Source organism: Pseudoalteromonas sp. 4NS20-0020 (genome assembly GCF_057554385.1).
On record NZ_BAAJMI010000005.1, the window covers coordinates 197545 to 218616 of the forward strand.

Annotated in this window: 12 protein-coding genes; 1 reads left to right on the top strand and 11 read right to left on the bottom strand. The window is 39.7% G+C overall.

Features of this window, described 5'->3' with window-relative positions:
* Positions 1–155: 155 nt before the first annotated feature.
* The gene (locus AC27JL_RS14095) at positions 156–1331 is read right to left on the bottom strand and encodes a multidrug effflux MFS transporter (RefSeq protein WP_487195879.1); all 1176 of its coding nucleotides are present in this window, start codon (positions 1329–1331) and stop codon (positions 156–158) included.
* 182 nt (positions 1332–1513) lie between these two features.
* On the opposite strand from AC27JL_RS14095, the gene AC27JL_RS14100 reads away from it, so the two are divergent.
* A complete protein-coding gene (locus tag AC27JL_RS14100; RefSeq protein ID WP_006791419.1) occupies positions 1514–1987 on the top strand; it encodes a hotdog fold domain-containing protein in 474 nt (157 codons plus the stop codon).
* A 1-nt stretch (position 1988) separates the two neighbouring features.
* Here AC27JL_RS14100 and AC27JL_RS14105 read toward each other — a convergent pair whose 3' ends face one another.
* The 10 genes from AC27JL_RS14105 to bcsA form a co-directional block, all read right to left on the bottom strand.
* Positions 1989–2465, bottom strand: a complete 477-nt coding sequence (locus tag AC27JL_RS14105; RefSeq protein ID WP_487195880.1) for a bactofilin family protein — start codon at positions 2463–2465, stop codon at positions 1989–1991.
* Positions 2455–3615, bottom strand: a complete 1161-nt coding sequence (locus AC27JL_RS14110; RefSeq protein WP_487195881.1) for a peptidoglycan DD-metalloendopeptidase family protein — start codon at positions 3613–3615, stop codon at positions 2455–2457. The genes AC27JL_RS14105 and AC27JL_RS14110 overlap by 11 nt, the downstream gene beginning before the upstream one ends.
* A gap of 142 nt (positions 3616–3757) precedes the next feature.
* A complete protein-coding gene (gene fahA / locus AC27JL_RS14115) occupies positions 3758–5071 on the bottom strand; it encodes a fumarylacetoacetase (RefSeq protein ID WP_487195882.1) in 1314 nt (437 codons plus the stop codon).
* A gap of 135 nt (positions 5072–5206) precedes the next feature.
* Positions 5207–6253: a 4-hydroxyphenylpyruvate dioxygenase gene (gene hppD, locus AC27JL_RS14120; RefSeq protein WP_138527457.1), complete on the bottom strand. Its 1047-nt coding sequence runs from the start codon at positions 6251–6253 to the stop codon at positions 5207–5209.
* 305 nt (positions 6254–6558) lie between these two features.
* Positions 6559–9312, bottom strand: a complete 2754-nt coding sequence (locus tag AC27JL_RS14125; RefSeq protein WP_487195883.1) for a metallophosphoesterase — start codon at positions 9310–9312, stop codon at positions 6559–6561.
* 175 nt (positions 9313–9487) lie between these two features.
* A complete protein-coding gene (locus AC27JL_RS14130; RefSeq protein WP_039037791.1) occupies positions 9488–10972 on the bottom strand; it encodes a peptide MFS transporter in 1485 nt (494 codons plus the stop codon).
* Positions 10973–11220: 248 nt separating this feature from the next.
* Complete coding sequence (locus tag AC27JL_RS14135; RefSeq protein WP_487195884.1) at positions 11221–15039, bottom strand: cellulose synthase subunit BcsC-related outer membrane protein; 3819 nt, start codon at positions 15037–15039, stop codon at positions 11221–11223.
* Positions 15030–16160, bottom strand: coding sequence for a cellulose synthase complex periplasmic endoglucanase BcsZ (bcsZ, locus tag AC27JL_RS14140; protein ID WP_182692900.1), 1131 nt, complete (start codon positions 16158–16160; stop codon positions 15030–15032). The genes AC27JL_RS14135 and bcsZ overlap by 10 nt, the downstream gene beginning before the upstream one ends.
* A complete protein-coding gene (bcsB, locus tag AC27JL_RS14145; RefSeq protein ID WP_487195885.1) occupies positions 16160–18406 on the bottom strand; it encodes a cellulose biosynthesis cyclic di-GMP-binding regulatory protein BcsB in 2247 nt (748 codons plus the stop codon). Before bcsB ends, bcsZ begins: the two co-directional genes overlap by 1 nt.
* Positions 18399–21071 (bottom strand): UDP-forming cellulose synthase catalytic subunit, encoded by a 2673-nt coding sequence (bcsA, locus tag AC27JL_RS14150; RefSeq protein ID WP_006791408.1) that lies wholly within the window; start codon positions 21069–21071, stop codon positions 18399–18401. Before bcsA ends, bcsB begins: the two co-directional genes overlap by 8 nt.
* Between the last annotated feature and the right edge of the window lies 1 nt (position 21072).

Genomic DNA, 21072 nt, shown 5'->3' on the forward strand with positions numbered 1-21072 from the left:
CACCTGTTAACTTAATTTAACGATAGAGCAGTTGTACCTAGATTGCAACAGTGAATTGTTAATAAAAATGAAATAATTCTGATTGGGTAATTAATGTGCAGTGAAGGGGGTAAATAAAAATTACTTACCCATTAATGATGAATTTTTGTTGGGGGTTATGAAAACTGCGCTTTGCGAAACAATAAATAGCTAAAAGGGACTAATAATAAAAAGTGGACGCTAATTAATATAGGGGTCTGCAACTGTAAAAATTGAGTAATAAATACCAGCAAACTTGCACCACTCATTTGCATTGCACCAAGCAATGCTGAAGCTGTGCCCGCTTGTTTAGGAAACAGACTTAATGCTCTACCTGCTGCAGAGCCAAGAGTTAGCGCAAAACCAAATGCAGCCACAAACATGGGGATCATTAACGCCAAAGCTGATTTATATTGGCTAAAAAGGAGCATAAGTAATCCCGATCCAACCAATAGCAGTAACCCTATTTTTAAAGCGCGTTTGGGGTGGCGTTTAATGTACAGTGGCATAATAAAACTGGCAATAATGCTTAAAACGGCATTAAGTGAAAACCAAAATGTAAAATTAGCTACGCTTCCGCCAAGCTCAGTAATTATCCAGCCAGGTGCTAGGGTGACAAACACTAAAATAACCGACATAGTAACCATGCAAAGCAAGCTATTAAATAAAAATAGTGGCGTTGAAATAATAGGTATAAAGCGTCTTAAATCGAGAATATGCCCCTGATAAACGCTATCAGCTGGTCGTGTTTCTCTAAAAAAGAACAACGTAACAATAAAGCCTACCAATGCAAACCCAGTTAAAAATAAGAAGTTCATTTCCCAGCCAAACTTAACAGTTAACCAAGCACCTAAAATGGGCGCTAACGCAGGAATAAAGCACACAATGCCATTTAAGTAGGTAATAATTTGGCCGCTACGTTCGCTACCAAATTTATCTCTTACAATAGCAAAAGCGACAACAAATGTGGCGCATGCACCTAACCCTTGTAATGCACGAGCAGAAAGTAATACTTCAAACGAAGGGGCACAGTAAGCAAGTAACGCAGAGCCTGCATATAAGCTAATACCCACTAATGCGACAGGCTTTCGGCCAAATCTATCTGCTAATGGCCCTGCAATTAATTGACCTAGTCCAACGGTTAACATAAAAATGGCAACAGTTTGCTGCACTTGTTGCTCAGTCACCAAAAATTGCTCTGCTATGGTAGGAAAAGCGGGCAGATAAATATCAATAGCCATAGGGCAAAAAATAACGAGCAACGCTAAGATAAGTAATAAAGTTAGATTAGGTTTTGCGGGCTGTGTATGCATTGAGTCTCCTTTTTCGCGTATTTTAGGGGGGCACTCGTAAAAAAGAAAGGGCTTTTGGCCTATGCATACGTCGTCATTCGTATTTTTTGTTAAACACATAATAAAAGCAGTAATTAAAACGGCTTTTTTAAACTGGTCTGATGTGTTAGCGTTGATAAAGTAACTGTAACTGGATAATAAAAATGGCAAATCAATCACCACTAGTTAAAACGTGGCATAAATTTAAAAACTTACCCTTTGGCAATTGGCTTTTTACTAAAGCTGTTTGTTTTAAAGCACCTTACTTTGGCTCAATGAAGCCCTACGTATTAGACCTGCGAGAAGGGCACTGTAGTGCTGTTGTTAAAAATCGTCGTAGTGTTCATAACCACATTGGAACTATTCATGCAATTGCGCAGTGTAATTTGGCTGAGTTATGTGCAGGGGTGATGGTTGACGCGACTGTACCGGTAAAAACCCATCGTTGGATACCAAAGGGAATGACCGTACAATATTTGGCAAAGGTTGATACAGACGTTACGGCTATTGCTGAAATTGATTTACCACGCCAGTGGATTGATAAAGAAGATTTAGTAGTACCAGTAAAGCTTTATAATACCCGCAACGAACTCGTATTCACTGCAGATATTACAATGTATATTACTGAGAAAAAATAGCCTACCGCTCGCTTTTATCCGTGGCTTGTTTATTTACAAACGACAAGCCGCTGTCATCTTCTTCAATCAGTGTTTTAACTTCTTTTTCAATTGGTTCAGCAGTTAACTCTACCGTCTCTTTTTCAGTGCGTTGCTTTAAGTTGCCTTCAATTATAGCGCCAGCATCTATACTCAATGAATCATGAAATACGTCGCCATGGACGTGAGCACCACTTTGTATTTTTACTTCGCTTGCATTGATAGAACCAATAACAGTGCCTTTAACAACAATGCCTACTGCTTCAACAATTCCTTCAACTACACCGGAGGAGCCTATAACTAACTGCTCGGCTTTTATGTCGCCATCTATGCGACCATCAAGTTGAACCTCACCTTGGCTTATTAAAGTGCCAGTAAGGCGCACATCTTCAGAAATAATAGAGGGGGTATGATTAGCCTTTCTTAGATTAGTACTTGTTGATTTTTTTCTACCGAACACGAGAAAGCGCCTTTGTTATTTTTAGAGGATTGACTTGTTCGCCATTAACCAATACTTCGTAGTGTAAATGAGTGCTAGTACTTCTACCAGTGCTCCCCATTAAACCAATTACATCGTGCTTGGCAATGTGCTGGCCTTTTTTTACTTTTATTTTATTTAAATGGCCAAAGCGAGTTACTAAGCCATTTTTGTGTTCAAGTTCAATAAAGTTACCATATCCGCCATTACGCCCTGCACGAAGAACCACAGCGTCGGCCGGAGCAAAAATTTCGGTTTTGTGCCAACCCGCTAAGTCTACGCCTTTGTGAAATGCTCGGCGATTATTCATTGGGTCTTTGCGTAAGCCAAAGCTACTTGAAATATAATATTTTGCAGCGGGTAAGGGCAGGGTGTTAGGTAATTCAGTTAATAAATTTTCTAGATTATTTAACGCGACTAACTTATCAACTATAGCCAAAAAATGACCGGGTATATTTGTTTCATCGAATACATCAAACGGGCCACCTTGAGCAATATGCAAAGAGTTAATTGCTAGGTGTTCTTCCAAAGCGGCATCAAGGCCTGCGCCTTTAAGCATGGCTAGAATAGCGCTATGTCGTTCGTTTATTTTTTTGTCTAGGTAATTAAAGCTTTGTTCGTATTGCTTATTTAAATGTGTCAAACGTGTTTCAAAACTAATAGGCTTACCTAAATTAACTTGCTTAGCATTAGGGTCTTCATCAACTAAGGGTTCATGAAATTCGCTTTTATTTTCGTTAATAGGTGACTCAAGCTCTTCACCTAACTGAATAACGTCTTGACTGATTGAAGCAGGTAAAGATTCGATCATGCTTTGAAGTAGCGCTTGTTTTTGTTCAAGAGTTACTAGCTGTTTGAGTTGTTGCTCGTGAAGACGTTGTTGCTCGCTAACTTTTTGTTCCCATAGTGCTTGTTTGTTAAGCTGATTTTTTTCTATGTCAGAGATATGGTTAGTTTGTGTATATACACGAAAGCTAGAAATGCTCACCCATACAAGTGTTGCTAAAATAAGCACTATTGCAAAAAGTTGTAACCAAGGCGCTAAAACAACATGCTTAACCTCGCCATTTTGACGAATAAGGAGTTGGCGAGCTGGAAAAAGTTTTTTGTAAGACTTTATAAATACTGACATGGCATATAAACACTGGCTACTAACCGGAATAATGTATCAATCTGAGCTTAAAAAGCCAGAAAAAAATTGTAACTGTTCAAAAATTAATAAAAAAGGGCTGCTTTTAAAAGCAGCCCTTTCATTTAAGTATGTTTGATTGAGATTATTTTGCGGCTAAAACGGTGCTTTCAACTGAACCAAAACCAATACGCGCAAAGCCTTCTTTTTCACACCAGCCGCGCATAATAACGTTATCGCCATCTTCTAAAAAGCTGCGTTGTTCGCCATTGCTTAGCGTTATTTTTTCTTTACCGCCACGAGAAAGTTCAAGTAAAGAACCCGCTTCTTCATGTGTTGGGCCCGATTGCGTACCCGAACCCAGCATATCACCCGGCATAAAGTTACACCCGTTAACTGTGTGGTGAGTTACCATTTGAGCTACAGTCCAGTAAGAGTGCTTAAAGCTAGAGGTAGATACGCGGGTAGGAGAGTGCCCTTCGCTACGCATTTTTTCGGTTTGAATTTTTACATCCATTTGAATATCAAATGCACCTTGCTCGCGATTAGCGGCAGACTCTAGATATTCCATAGGTTGAGGATCGTTTTCATCACGGGTCCAACTTGTTCTGTACGGTGCGAGTGCTTCTGTTGTAACAATCCAAGGAGACACTGTTGATGCAAAGTTTTTCGCTAAAAACGGACCTAATGGTTGGTATTCCCAAGCTTGTAAGTCGCGGGCAGACCAGTCGTTAAATACACAAAAACCAAATACATGGTCTTCTGCATTTTCGATTGCAATTGCATCGCCTAGCGCATTTCCTTTACCTAAGTAAATGCCAAGCTCTAGCTCGTAATCAAGGCGTTTACATGGACCAAACGAGGGCACATCTGCATCGGGTGCTTTAGTTTGTCCTTTAGGACGGTGAAATGTTTGCCCAGACACATCAATAGATGAAGAGCGGCCATGGTAACCAATTGGTACCCATTTATAGTTTGGTAATAGTGGGTTATCAGGGCGAAATAAACTACCTACTGCTGTTGCATGATAAATAGAAGTGTAAAAGTCGGTGTAGTCACCAATACGACATGGTAATGAAAATTCAATATCAGCTTGCGATATTAATACGCTCGCAATATCTTTTTGACAATCAGCGCCTTCGCGTAATGCTTTTGAAAGGGCTAAACGAAGTGCTGACCAATATTGCTGCCCTAAACCCATAAATGTATTTAGCGTTGACTCGCTCGCTGCATCGAGTGCTGTTTTAGCGTCGCCTGTAAATACATTTAGCTCATTTAGTTTTGCAAGGTCGATAACCTGATCACCTATCGCAACACCGCCACGAAATACTTCGTTAGTGCCTTTGCGACGAAACTCGGCAAATGGCAAGTTTTGAATAGGGAAGTCGCAATTGGCGACATTCGCTGACTCTACCCAGCTTGTTAAATTAATATCATGGGTTTCGTTAATTAGGCTCATTACATTTCCTTTGGTTTAACTGTATGGCAACAATGGAGTATTTATTTAAGCATACTTGCACTTTAAGCCATACATTTTAAATATTAAAACGACAAAAAGCAGCGAAGGTCGCTGCTTTTAATTTACTCAAAAAGATTATAAAACGCCGCGGCGCTCTTGATCGCGTTCAATTGATTCAAATAACGCTTGGAAATTACCTTCACCAAAACCGCCATCATCAACGCGTTGAATCATCTCTATAAAAATTGGGCCAAATAAGTTTTTAGAGAAAATTTGTAGTAGGTAACAATTTTCGCTTTGGCTATCAACCAGTATTTGGTGTTCGCGAATTTTGTCTTTGTCTTCTTTTACCCACGGCACACGGTCGAAAATGGTGTCGTAGTATTCAGGAATAATATCGAGCGTTGCAATAGTTGATTTATCTAGCTTGTCTAGCGAGCTAACTAAATCATCAGTTAAAAATGCTAAATGTTGAACGCCTGGGCCATTGTATTCACCTAAGTATTCGTCAATTTGGTTGTTGTCGTTGCCTTTACCTTCATTGATTGGAATTGAGAAGGTGCCACATGGAGATTTAAGCGCATATGAAATTAGCGCCGTTTTTTGACCTTTAATGTCAAAGTAACGTACTTCTGTAAAACCAAACACATCTTTATAAAAGTTTGCCCATGTTTCCATTGTGCCTTTATAAACATTATTAGTTAGGTGGTCGATACGCTTAAAGCCTTTGTCTTCAACAATCGTTTGCGTTGCTAAATCTTCAAAGTCACTTTCATAAATGGTGCCTTTATCGCCAAATTGGTCAATAAAGTAAATTAGGCTGTCGCCAATACCGTAAATTGCAGGGTAAGGAAGGTTTTTGTGTGTAGAGTCTGTTGCAGGTTTTGCACCACGCTCTACAGCTGTTTCAAATGCTTTTTGGGCGTCTTCTACACGCCAACCCATTGAACAAATTGCTGGACCATGGCTTTTAGCAAATTCAGCAGAAAAACCTTCGCGCTCGTTGTTCAGTAAAAAGTGAATGTCGTTTTGGTTGTAATAAACAATGTCTTTACCTTTAAACTTTTTAAGCTTTGAAAAGCCAAAGTCAGTAAATACTTTATCCATGTAATCTGCATCAGGCGTGGCGTATTCAGTAAATTCAATACCGACTAAACCTAAATAGTTAGTTACTTCACTCATTTTAATTACTCCCACAATGTAAGCACTGTGATTATTTGTTGTTGTGTTAATGGCAAGATAATTAACCAGAATTAGATTTAGGGGAAGAGCAGCCAGGTATTTAGTAATTGAGTGGTGTGTAAATTTTATAGGACGCTTGTGGCCAAGTTGTTTTGAGTCAATACCGTAGAAAATTTTTACGCTGTAAAAGTAAACAGTTTTAGTGACTGTTTTTTGATTAAGTTTATGAATTATAGTAATAAAAAAGAGAGTTTAAGTAGTTAAACTCTCTTTCTTGAAGTGGTATGAAATAGGGTTAAGTGTAATTAATTATTTACATTTTTGACGCGTTCACCAAAAAACTTGCTACGCTGTTGTAACCACACGTTTGGTTTTATTTCAGGCGCAGCTTGGTAATGGCGTTCAATGGTTTGATTAAGTACGCGTGTTGCTTGCTCGTAAGTGAGTTTTTGCTGCGCATTACCTAAGCTTTTTATTTCGTCGCGGCTCATTGCACGGCCGGCATAAAGCATGGCATTTAAGTAGCCTGGCTCGGTTTCAAAGTTGTTATCATTAAACAGCAGTACAGCGTCTTTGAGTGCCCAGCGGTTGTTTATTTCTCCATCTTCCTTTACACCCACTAGTTCGCCATCTATGTACACTTCAAATACGCCATTGGTAGGTGCAGTATAAAATACTAAAGCGACACGATGCCAAGAGTCGGATTGTGTATTGCCAAAATAGCCGCTGTCGCTGGTTGATTTACCATAACCACCACTTGGGTCAATAAATATGTCGGCATCGTCGGTTAAGTAGTTAACGGTATCCGCTTGAACAACCGCACGGTAAATATCTTGGCCTTCTGCTGGCCAGTATAAATCCATTACAAGTGTGTAGTCTGAAACCATGCCATCAGCGGCATAATCGCCGTTAGCGGGTGTGTTTAAGTTAATATGTAGGCCTTCGGTTGGTGCATGCCTTGAAAATGCCATTACACCTGACGGCCCATCACTCAAATCACTAATGCCGAGTTCGGTAGTGGTTTTATATTGAGTTTCTTCTGGGCCCCAGTCTTTTTCTTCAGGATCGAAGTAACTGAGTACTGAAGGTCCAAAATCTGCTGTAAGTGGGCTTGCTGTATTATCAAAATTCCATACCGTTATGTTTTCTTCGTTTGTACATGAAAACAGTTGACTGTTGGTATCTAGGTATAAGCACTGGCTTGTTCTAAATCGGGCGTACTGATCTAGTAACCACCATGCTTCGGCAATGGGTTCTACGTTTAAAAATGTAACACCATTAAAAAATAATTCAGGGTTAAGCGCTGCGCCTTTAAATAAAGCGACATCATAATTGCTGGTTGCTTGAATGTTTTCGGGTGTGAGTAAAAACCAGTCAGGTTGGCTTGCATACATAGATGTTAAGTCTGTACCTGTTACTGTCACTTTATATATTGCGTTAAAACCGGGTGTATTTGAAGGCTGTCTTTCTACGTAAAATGCTTCGTGAAAATCTTCTTGTGTGAGCGTGCCGGGTGTCCAACGCTTTTGAACCAGTTCGGGGTTTAAAAGTGCGGCTGTGATTGAACTTTCGTGTTGCGCGGCTAATGCTGTTATTTCAGCTAACTCAATTGCACTAGGGTAGTTTTCTGAAATAGCTATTTCGGTTTGTGCATCAGGCGCGTAACGGCCCATAATTTCATCTATGGCTTGCTTTGTTGGTTCATCACGTTCAGTGATGGTTTCAGTGGCAATCGTTTGATAGTTCACAACAGGTGCTGTTTTATCAGCTAGATTAAACTCAAGTGTTAAGTCGGTTATCCCTTTTGCATAAAAGTCAGGTTGAATAACAATGGCGCCATTTTCTAGTGTATCAAAGCTTTCGCCGCCATGGGTATGGCCCCCTAATACTAAATCAATACCTGCAACCTCAGTTGCCATATCTGTATCTAGGCCTACTCCTAAATGGCTTAGCATTACCATGTAATCAACATCATCACGGTATTGGTCTACAATGCTTTGTGCAACTTGTTGCCACTCCCAGCTCATTTTAAATTGTTTTATAAAATCAGGAATTGGATCGTCTTGCTGTGGCTCATCTAATTCATTCCATGGCACCGACGTCATGCCAAATACACCTAAGGTAACACAGCCCACTTGCACTTTTGCAAAGCTCACAGCGGCAAAATCTTGAAGTTGCTCCCCTTCATAGCGAGTGTTACTTGCAAGCACAATTGCTTTATCATCTTGCGAATAACTCAGTAGCTTTTCTGGCCCCCATGCATAGTCGTGGTTTCCCACAACACGAATGTCAAACTGCATCGCTTTAATGGCTTCTTCGGTTGCTGTACCTTGTGAAAGTTGCTCTGCTACCGTGCCTTTTTCATAATCGTCACCACCATTGGTAAATAGGGTATGTGGTGTTTGGTTGGCGACTTGATTGTAATAGGCTTTAATACGGCTAAAGTATTGTTCCTGATACCCAAAACGAGCATGTAAGTCTGCTACATGAACAAAGCGTACCGATTGTGTTGTTGCGCTCGCTTCACATGTTGGACCAATATCGGCGAATGCTTCTTTACGCTGCATTTGAATTGCATAAGTGCCGACTTGATTCACTTGTGCACTGACATAATCATCGTTTACGGTTGAGTTAGTAATCGTTTCCCAACTATTTAGACCTAACTGTCTGGCTATGAATAATTGCCCACCGAGTACATAGTCTTCAGGTATTTTTATTCTAATAGTGAAGGAGTCTGAAAATGAAATGTCAGGGTCGGGTATAAGGGTGTGTAAATCAGAGATTATATTTAACTGTGCGTTGGCATCATCTAGTGTTGTTTTTTCGTAAGTGATTTCGCTATTTGATGAAGCTATATTCGCAGGGATAATTAATTCAAAACCCCCGTTATCTAACGTTGAGTTTAAGCCGTTAGCAGCAGTTAAAGAAAGTAGGGTTGGCTCGGGTTCAACAGGATCGTTTGGATTAACCGTTACTGCATCACTCGCACCACCGCATGCACTTAACATAAAGAGCAAAAATGGTATTGCAGCTATTTTTAATAACTTGTCCAATAACATATACAGCAGTCCTCGGGTGTCTAATTTAACAATTTATTAATGCATAATATCAGTTAAAAGTATGGGAGCATAGCTGTATAAAAATGCCCCCATAACAATTATGGGGGCATTTTTTATTTGTTACTACATTTGGAATATGCAGTAAATAATTATTAGTACAAAAGGATTAACTGAATTAGGTCTCTAATCCTTGTTTTTCCCATATTTTCGCTTTAAAGCTCATAAGCACTAAAACAATACCTACACCAATGCTAAATAATGCAATTTGTAAGTATAGGGTAGGGATTTCTTGAACGTTATTTGGATCAAAGTTACCTGCAAGTATGCCCGAGATAACATTACCAATAGAGTAAGTTAAAACAAACACACCCATTAACTGGCCCGTATAGCGACGAGGCGACAGTTTACTCACTGCACTTAATGCCACAGGGCTTAAACAAAGCTCACCCACTGTGTGTAAAAAGTACGTAGTAACCAACCAGTAAGGCGCTACTTTTAAGCCTTCTGCTGCATAATGTGCTGCCATAAACATGACTAAAAAGCCTGAGGCCATAATAATCAAGCCAAATGCACATTTTACGCTGTAAGTAGGCGATATCATTTTTTTAGATAGGTTTATCCAAAGCGCAGCAAAAAATGGCGATAAAACAATAATAAATATTGAATTTAAAGATTGAAACCACGTAGTTGGAATTTCAAAAGTACCAATAAGTCGGTCAGTGTAATCGCGGGCAAATAGGTTTAATGAAGAGCCAGCTTGCTCAAAACCAGACCAAAAACATGCAGAGGCAACACAGACTAAAAATAGTGCCCACATTCTTTGTTTTTCTTCGCCTGTTAATTTGCCTTTAAAATAAATAAGGCCAAAGTACACAAAGAATATAACAGTAAATATAACAGCTGTATAACCGGCTACAACTGAAGGGTTTATAATAATGGCACCCGTCATAGCGGCTATGGTAACACCCGCAACAACAGCCACAAACAAAGCGATAGCGCCCCAAGTACGTGAAGTGCCTTTAGCGCTTAATGGATTAGCAGGTAAAGCGCTGTGCTCTGGTAAGTTATTAAGGGTAAGTTTGTATTGTACTAAACCAATGGCCATACCAACAGCTGCTGCACCAAATGCCCAGTGCCAACCTACGTTCTCCATAAAGTAACCACATACGTAGTAGCCTATTAAAGAACCCAAGTTAATACCCATGTAATAAATAGCGTAACCGCCATCACGACGCTCATCAGCATCGCTGTACAACTGGCCTACCATTGCACTGATATTTGGCTTGAGTAAGCCCGTACCTGTTGCAACAAAAATTAAACCAATAAAAAATGAATATTCATGTGGAACGGCCAAAATAATGTGGCCACACATAATGATAATACCACCGTACCAAACCGCTTTTTGGCCGCCAAATAATCTATCCGCTAACCAACCGCCAGGTAAGCCTAAAAAGTATACCGCACCTGTGTACAAACCATAAATTGCAGCCGCTGATGCAACCGTAAAGCCAAGGCCTTCTTGTTGTAAGCTTGCTGTCATGAATAATACGAGCATAGCTCGCATACCGTAATAACTCATTCGTTCCCACATTTCAGTGAAGAACAATGTCGAAAGTCCTTTAGGGTGGCCAAACCAGCCACTATCTGGAGCTGAACTCATATTTACTTCCTAACTTAAAGAATTGTTGTGATGGCCTTATAATTTTTTGCTTTAGCTAAGTTAGCCTGTTTATAAGGTTAAAGTGCTCGACCACCAGTATATTATTTGTATCTAAGATAATGATTTGCTGTATGGCTATAACACCACAAGGTAAGAGACACACCCTTATCCTAGCTACAATTGCGCTCAAGTATACATATACCTCAAGGCGAGGGGAAGTACTGAGCGGTGTATCACCTTATGCTAAGTTAGAACTCAGCATAAGGGATAATAGGTGTACCCGGAAATTCGAGTGTCCCGTAGACAGGATTGAAGTAGTAACGGATATACAGTTGGCCAAAATTAGGTTCGTAAAAGTCAGAACGGTCAATAGCTAAATAACCACCAAAGAACCAATGTGGGGTTATTCTGTATTCAAAGCTGCCTTCTAAATTGTACGATACGCCCGCACTGGTATCTGAATCAAAGGCCGGATCTACACCGGTTTCAAGTTGACGCGCAAAGGCCTCTGCTTGAAGGTCAGGATCATTAGGGAAAAAGTCGATTGCTTGCGTTTTAGTTTGTGAATACGACACGCCTGTTTTTACGCGGTATACAAAGTCATCACCCCATCGTGCATCGTAGGTTAAAGGAACCGATAACCCAATATAGTTCTGTGGGCTGTAGTAGCCGCCGTGGCCCCAGGTTTCTTCACTTAAATTAAATTTATAGGCCCAATGCAATAAACTTGCACCCACTGTAAATTCGCGGTCTTGATTACTTATTACACGATAATAGGTGCCGCCCATCAAGCGGTAGCGCTGGTTATCTTTTACGTTTTGACCTTTATACAATGTAAAGTCAGCACTAGACCAAAATCCCCAATTGCCGCCTAAATCATGAGAAACATTAGCGGTTAAACCGGTTGAGCGCACACCCCCCCAAATTTTACCTGTATTAACGTCTTCAAGACCTGCATAGGCGAGTACTGAGCTGGTTACTGGTCGTTTTTCTAACTCAAGGCTATAGCCAAAGTCACCAAAGTCGTCCGAGTAATTAACACCCCATACAATGTCTTCGATTAAAAAGCCCAGTGGTGTTGTGCCAATATCTACGCGCCAGTTTTCGTTTTGCCAACCAATGCCAATATCAACGCCATCTTGCTCGGGGCTTACCTCGTCAATACCACAGGTAAATATACACAAAGCGCCTTGACCGTATCGACTGCCAGCAAATTGCTCGTCAAATCGTGTTGTTTGCGCGCTAATACTTGTAGGATCTATTTTTACAAAGCCTTGCCCCTGCCAAAGCGGAAAGTACGCTTCAATAGGGACTAAACCAGCGCCCAATGTGGCTTCACTTTCAGTACTTACTTGTCCGCTAAAATTTACACCAACGGCAATGTAGGCTTGGTTTTTGTTTTGTTGGCTGAGTAGTTCTCGTTTGGCACCGTTTATATACCACTCGTCGTTTTCATTAATGCGCGAAAGTGATGCGTAGAGTTCTTTTTCATTCAGTTGACGATTAGGTGAAAGCGTTTGTGCGTACCACGTTTGTGCTTGCTCTGTTTCATTAAAATTAGCGGCAACTTGCGCCCCTAAATAACGAAGCTCTAAATCATTAGGTGCTTTTTGAATAAGTTGCTCGGCTAAGTAAAGGGCATCACCTGCGTAGTTAAAATCGTTTAACGACTCCATAATTTGACGCTGAAAATAACTTTCTTGCGTTGTACTTTGTTCAATGGCGAGTTGTGTGACTTCTTTCGATTGGAAATCATCACCAAGCGCTCTGTAGGCTTTGGATATTGCCATTAAAGCTTGAGGTTCAATTAGCTGATTATTTTTTACTTTTTGTTCGTATAAAATAATCGCAGATTGGTTTTGTTCAAGTGCTAAGTTTGCATTTATTAGCGCAGTTGTTGTAGCTGATGAACTTGGGTATTTTTGATCAAGCTGATTTAGCTTCGCAATAAGATCACTGCCACTAAAATACTCAGAATAATAGGCATTTTGTAATTGCACAAACTGATCTATTTCACTCTCAGAGGCATTTTCAGGAAGCCGATAGCGATTAAACCAATCCGTAGTCTGAGCTTTATTACCCTGTGCTAAAAGCCATTCTCCATACAGCATATGCCAATAGGCTGATAATGAGGGGTCTTCAGCTAAGGCGTCACGCATGAGTTTTAAAGCGTGGTTTTGTTCTTCTATGCTAAACCAGCTTCGTGCTAGCTCCGCTTTCATTGGTGGCGTTAAATTTTGCGCTTCTAACGCACTTAAGTGATAAATAGCAGCCGCTTTATTTTGAGAATTAATAAAACGTTCGCTTTGAGCTAAAGACTCATTAAGTTGCAACTGTTGTTCAAGAGATACAATGTCAGCATCGCGAGATTTAAATGGAATATACTGAAGCGTAGCAAGCGCACCTTGGTAATCGTCTAAAGCACGCAAAAACAGTGCATGGCTATACCTAAGCTGTGAATTTAGCGGAAATTGCCACAATACATTATTAAACAATGAGCGGGCTTTGTCGGTGAGTCCTTTTTGTTGATATATAAACGCTAAGTCGTAATATAACCAAGGCTCTTCTGGTGTTGCTTGAATAGCCTCTTTTAATATTTTTTCAGCCTCTTCTAATTCACCAGCTTCAGTTAGCTTTGTTGCCTTAGTTCTATACACGCTACTTAATGAGCTTAAATATAACGCTCTTAATATTTCTTTTTGTGAAAATGAAAGTCGATTAAAGAAAGAGGTGAGCGTTTTTTCACTTTGTTCAAGCTTTGCAATTTCAAGTAAGCCAAATAGGGCGCCTTCGTTTAACGGCTCGCTTTTAAGCACCACTTGGTAGGTAAGCGCAGCTTGTGAATATAGCCCTTGGGCAAATTGTAAGGTGCCACGATTTGCCAGTACGGTATTAGGTTCTTCTTCTAATGCGGCGGCTAAATCGAGTTTTAATTTGGCAACTCTAAATTCACTGCTGTCTATTGCGTCTCTTGCTTGGCGAATATACAGCCAAAACTTAGCTGTTTTAGCCATGCTTTTAAGGGTATTTCGCTCTGCAAAGTCGGCAGTGTATTTTTGTGCACGTGTAAAATAATTATAGGCTTTACCATTTTCACCTAGTTGTAGGTAAAGTATGCCTAAGCTGTTCATGATTTCGCCGTCAGTAGGGCGGCCTTTTAAGGCTTTTAACAGAAGAGGTTCTGCTGCTTTTAACTTTTCTTGTTCGAGTAGCTTATCGCCTTTTAACCAGAGCTGATAAGCAGGGTCGGCTAATAATTTTTGGCGTGCTTTTAATTGCTTTTTAAAGTCTTGATACTGTAACTCTCCCTTATTACTAAACGGGTAAAGTATAAAGTATTGCTGAAATTGCTTGTCAGTATTACTGTTTATTGGCATATTTTTTAATGCAGAGAGCCAAATACCTTCAACTTCATCACTAAAACCCGATGTCGATCCATACTTACTTAAAATACGCATAGCTGCTTTATCGCGTGGGTTACGTCTTAGTAAATGTCTAGCATAAGCAACTTCTATAGTGCCTAGGTTGTCATAGCGTTTTAATAATTGTTTGTAACCATTTTTAACCCCTTGCCATTGAGCGCTGTCCTGGGCATACCAGCTTAAATGCTCAAGCTCAAAGTTTAAAGTAGGATAAACATCATTAAATATTTTATTGTAAATTTGACGTGCTTGTTCATACCTGCCGGCACGAGCAAGCAGCTTTGCTTCTTGAATTACTGCCTTGTCTTTACCTTGAATACGAGACATAACCTTGAGTTTTTTTACGCAAGGTGTTTGTTGTGTTAGTTGGTTATCAAGCTTACTTAATAACAAGTTTGCCTGGTCTGTATTGCCATTCGTAAAGTCGTAATGTGCAAGCGCACATTGCGTTTCTATTCGGGTAGGGGCAATTGCAACCAATTTTTGCAGGCTATCTTCAACAAGTCTTTTGTTTTGTTGTGCTTCACCAATACTAATTTGGTTTAATAACCAATCAACCGATTGTGTATCAATATCATTTATTGTTGCGGCATTTAAATTAGTGCTTAGTGCCAATGTACAAGCTAAGGCCAACCTTAACGACATTCAGTGCTCCAAGTAGGTAATAGCGTTCCATCAGCCGTTATTTTAAAGCGCTTGTTTACAGCACTTTCACCAAATAAATGTAATACACTGTCGTAATAACGTGTTTGCGTAAAAGACTTATCAATCATTAGCTTTTGCTGAATGGCCATTACTAGCTCATCATTACCTTGCTCTGCTAACAAAGGCAACAGGGCAGCGTTAAAGCCCAAAGGTCCTCTTTTTTCAGATTTACCTGATTGAGCGTACGTATTTAAAGGGACGTGGCCACGCTCTTCAATAGTGTCCACAAACGGTGCAAACTGAGTAAGAAGCTCTTGTTTGTAGGGTGCATCTTTTGCCATCATACTTGCCCAAAGGTAAACACGAATTGCATTATAACTACCTAAATCTGTATTTTTTCTGTCGTAGTAAAAACCGCGGTTTGAATCAAACATAACCCAATCAGGGCTAACGCCTTGCTGTGCGGTATCTAAAATTAACTTAGCTGATCCTTCGTGCAGTTGATGCCACGGTGAATGTGGATAAAGCTTTTTAAATTGCTGGTAAATAAATAACGGCGAGTAGCTAGGATTTAGCTTATAGCGCTCATTGTCAAACTCAAAACCGGCAGGTGCGGGGAGTAAAGACAGGCCAAGGCCCGTTATGTAGGCGGTTTCTTCTCTGATTATACGTTGAGCAAGCACTGCGGCTAAAATACTATAGCGGCGTTCATCCCATAAAATTGCCGCTTGCGATAAACTGTAGGCAATCCATAGGTCTGAATCTGACGCAGGGTTTGAATCTAAAATACCCCCTACGCGGTTTTTATCTAGTCCCCATTTCCATGCTGGTAAACGCGTACTTAAATCGCCCTCTGATAAATGCTCTTGGGTCCAATTTAAAACAGAATCAAAAGCGGCTTTATCGTTGGCAATAAGCGCAAAAAATAGTGCATATGATTGGCCTTCAGAGGTTGTGATACTTTGATCACTGCCCAAGTCAATAACGCGGCCGTCTTGGCTTATAAAATGATTTTTAAACACTTGCCACGACTGCCAAGGTTCGCACTGTTCAACTTGTGCGTTGGCATTGAAAGCAAATAGTGCCATCACAGTAAAAAACATATTAACGAGTGATTTCATTATTCGTCTCCTTCAGCTAAACGCTTGTAAGTTAGTGCTTGTAATAATCGCCATAAAATAAATGAGATCAGCAATAGCGTTAAAATAGACAGTAATGCCAAAATAAATGGATGATCAGATAAGTGAAACCACACTAATGTATGGACTGGGATATGGCCTACAAAGTATTGCTCATCTACTTGAATGGTTTTAATACCCTGTGAGTTGATAATGGCTGCACTACCTTTTACTTGAGCTAATTTTTCTGAGTTCATTAGAACATCGTCAAGTATAGAAAATGCATTTTGCGTCGTAGCACTCAACGAGACAATAGAGCGGTCTGAGTCAAACGGTGATTGAAACCCTGTTATAACAGCCATATCGCCACTACTTTTAATACTAACTTCTACTTTATCGGTCGTTTGTTCGTCGTATGCACCATTATAAATTGCTTGTTTAATTGCGCGCTGATTATTGTTCAGTAAAACATTTGTTTGTGCATCTTCATCTAAGTCATTAGCAATACTGTTAGGTTTAGCTATAACGAGTATGTCTTTATCATCTAAATCAGCGTCCTCATTTAAATGAGCAACACTCATTCTATGGGTTGGGTAGCCGGTGATTGCGCCAAAGTGACCCGTTAAGTTAAATAAAACGGTTAAAGCATTTGGTGTTGGGTTTTCATCAATAAGCACAAGTGTTTGTTGTAAATCAGCATATTTGGTAAAAGGAAAGCCACTATTAGCAAATACGTTCAGATCTGGTAATGCGATATAGTGATCAAATTCACTTACGTCAATGCTTGAATCGCCATCAATAACACCAAACTCACCGCCAGGAGGTGCAACAGCACATTCGCCTTTTTTGAGTACACCAAACCTAAAGTCAAAGTTAAGTTCATTTCTGTTAGCTAAATTAATGCCATTGACAGAAAAGCCTTCTGTGCTTTGTGTGGTGTCGGTATTGGCAACTAGTGGCAACAACGCTTGCGTTGTTTGTAATAAGTCGTTGTTTTTATTGAGTAAAAAGCCACTTATAAACTCTTGGTTTATTAGCATATTTAAACGAGAGTCGATGGCTTCTGATTCTGGCGTGCTACGGTACTGAAGAGTAATAGGTATTCCTCTTTCACGCCACGTGAATAGATCAGGTGCAAAGCGAATGTTTAGTTTTACTGGACCATTATTAAGACCTTGCGCCTGTAGTTGCGTAGGGTAGTCAATAAGCTCGTCAAAATGCACTGGACGATCGCTTCTAAGCCAGCGTGGTGCATCATACGCTTTTCGAAGTGGCAACTGATTTATGGCTTCAATACTTGCGCTTCTTCCTGTCATTACTTTGTGGCCAAATGCAAGGCCAGTCACCGCTGTTTTTAAATCAGCTTCATCACGGCCCAATATGAGTAACATTTTATAGTAACGATTAAATGGGTTTGAAATGATTTCAATCGTTGGTTTTTCAACATCTGGGTAATCTTTCAAAAAATCAGGTTTTGAATCATTAGTAATAAAAACCACACTGTGTTGATCAGGCGATTTATTTAACGTTAAGGGAAAATTAAATCCACGCCAATCAGCTTGGGCTCCAAACCAACTCGATAGCGTTGCTGCTGCTTCAATTGCTTGGGTGTTGGGTGTTTTAGCAAATACAAAGGGTAGGTTAAGTTTATTGTAATCTTTTTCATCAAAAAACGGCTCTGGGAGGTATTCTAAACGACTATCAATAGCAAGCTGCTTTTGGTCGAGCATAATGTTGCTTGATCTATTAATTTCAGTCCAAATGGTGCGGCTGAAATAATCTTGACATCTAAGGTCGTAATAACCAACCAATTCAAAGCGGACTTGGTTGTAATCTTGAATGTATTTAGCGTTAAGATCGAGGCTATGCTGCACTGTGTTCTTTACAATACTAAGTTGTTCGTTAATAGGTAAAACAGTGACTAAATTATCATTAAAGTATACTTTTAAGTGCGAAACATTCGCGATTAATGAAGGCGAGTTAGTATACGAAAAGTTAAGCTTTAAATTGGTGCTCAATTTATCTATTCGGTTTGTAAAGTCAACGCGGGAGTTATTATTTACCCCGTTGAGCCTAAAACCTGTAAAGCCTAACGCTTCAAACTCTAAGCGTAAACTCGACACCTGAGCGCTCTCAGGGTATCCATTAATGAACATTGATTTATTTTGTAATGGCTCAATTGCATGCGCAAAATAAGCGCAACAAATAAGCGACAATGTTAGGGATATATTAAGCAACTTTTTAATCATAATTATTATGCACTATTGGTCTTTTTGGAGTAAATGAGTTTACGTATACAACTAAATTAGTCATAAACTGAATGATAGGTTGAAGCACTCTTGGTGCGTGGAAGAGCAAGTTACTAAACCCTCTGAGGCTTGTTTTTTGCACTTCTTTAAAACTGTAAGATGGGCGGTCATGTCTAAAGTTATTTTGCCAGTCAAGCCACGCATCAGCTCGTGAAAATGTACATTGTATAAACGCGCGCTGTTTTTCAAGAGATAAATCTTTAATGGTTAAGCCAATTTGATTACCCCGAGTATTACAAACATGGGTAGTAAACGAAAATTGCTTATTACCGCGGCTCATTAATAACTCTATTTTATCGTTTACACGACAAGCATGTGCATGGTCGGTTTCTATTCCTACGCCGTTATCGGAGTAATCTGTAATTTTTACTTTTAATGTGTGGCCATTTGCTAAGCGAACTCCCGCTGGGAAGTTTGCTTTAATGCGGTGTGAATGCCTCACTTGGCGTGCTTCTGCTGCCACGGCAACCGCAGCACCCAAAATGATAATATTATAAAGCGCCCACCCCATACTAATCAGCAGTACACCAACTTGCGTAGGGTCGCCAAAAAACAGGCGCAAAATACCAACTAACATACCTACTAAATTAATGGCGAGTAAAACCAAATATGGCTTAGAAATACCCCAGTCATAATGCTCTTTATCGTTTAAGCCACCCTTTTCGGTAACGTTAAATTTACCTTTGTTAGGATTAAACAAAGCAACTGTTGTTGGCTTTAATATGTACCAAGCAAGCACAGATTCGTAAACTTCGCCCCAAAACGAATAGCGATACTTACCTTGTATTCGTGAGTTAGTTGCTTTTATTTGAATAAGTGTAGGTACAACGTAGATAAAAATAGCTAAAAATGGCGCGTAAATAATGTATGCATTAAAGTATATGAGTGCCAGTGGCGCGGTTAAAAATACAATGCGCGGAATACCTGATAGAAAATGCAGCATAGCGTTTAAATAGCAAAGTCGCTGAGGGATGTTCAAGCCTTTGCCTAACAGCGGGTTATCGAGCCTAAATATTTGCGCCATGCCCCGTGCCCAACGAATTCGCTGGCCAATATGAGCCGATAAACTATCAGTGGCAAGGCCAGCAGCTTGAGGAATATTTATATAGGCAGTTTTATAACCTGCGCGTTGCATTCGCAGTGCAGTATGAGCATCCTCGGTGACGGTTTCAAAAGCAAAGCCACCAATTTCATCAAGTGCTTCTCTTTTGAGTACCGCACACGAACCACAAAAGAACGTAGCATCCCACATATCGTTTCCGTCTTGAATAAGCCCGTAAAACAACATGTTTTCGTTTGGAATTTGACTGTGGTTATTTAAGTTTCTCTCAAATGGATCTGCTGAGAAAAAATGATGTGGTGTTTGTACTAAACACACTTTACTGTCTTTTAAAAACTGTCCCATGGTCATTTGCAAAAATGAACGAGCAGGTACGTGGTCGCAATCAAAAATGGCAATATAGTCACCATCTGTGTAGCGCATAGCACTATTCATATTTCCGGCTTTTGCATGGTTATTATCTGGTCTTGTTAAATAACCCGCACCCACTTGTTTAGCAAATTCACCAAACTCAGGACGTTTACCATCATCTAAAATATAGACTTTCAGCTTATCTGCTGGCCAATCTATGCTTAATGCGGCAAGGGTAGTCGGCCTTACAACACTTAAAGGCTCGTTGTAAGTAGGAATGTAAATATCTACCGTTGGCCATAGGTCAGTATTTTTTGGCAACATGACAGGTTTTCTTTCAAGTGGATTAATGGTTTGAAAAAAACCTAAAATAAGTACCATCCATGCGTATGTTTCTGCTAGTAACAAGCCAGCACCTAATGTAAGTGCTAAGGGGTCATCCCAGTTTAGTGTTTCAGTGTATCGCCACCACAAGTATCGAGAAGATGTAGTGACAGATAAGGTGATCATTACAATCGTGGCCATATGGCCTTTTACGCGTTTGAGCGCGTAAGCAACCAGTAAAATAAAGCTAATAAACACCGCTTGCGCTTCAAGGCTAAACGGAATAGTAACAAATATGGCAAGCAAGAATAATATCAGTGCAACAACGATGTATTTAATAAGTTTGTTCTGCCAAATACGAGCGTCGGCCATTGTTTTAAAAGCACTTTTTTTAGGCTTGTTGTTTTTGGAAAAAAGGCGCCTTATTAATCGGCCTAATTTAAGGTCGTACCAACGAAGTTGCCTTAGGCTGTAACTGACTCCATCATAAAAATAATTTACAGCATGCTTTTTTATAGACACTGATTTTTTTTTGGGTTTATGAACAGCAAAAAGCAAAAATATGCTCTGAATAACAAAGCGTATAATATTGGAATAGATATAAGTTCTATATGGTAACCTTAAGTGTGGATAATAGTTATATAACGCTAACTCAAAGTTTTCTTTGTTCTTTTTTATATTCACAAATAATGAACCGAACAAAGTTATGAAGGGCATTAAAAAGGCTTCAATTACATTTACTTTGTGCTGATTAAAGTAACTATGAAATTTAAATAAAATATAGCGCACAAGCTTATCAGTGAATAATATACTCAAAAGAATATACAATGTACTGTGTATAGGCCTTTTATAAAAAAGAGTAAAGCTCATC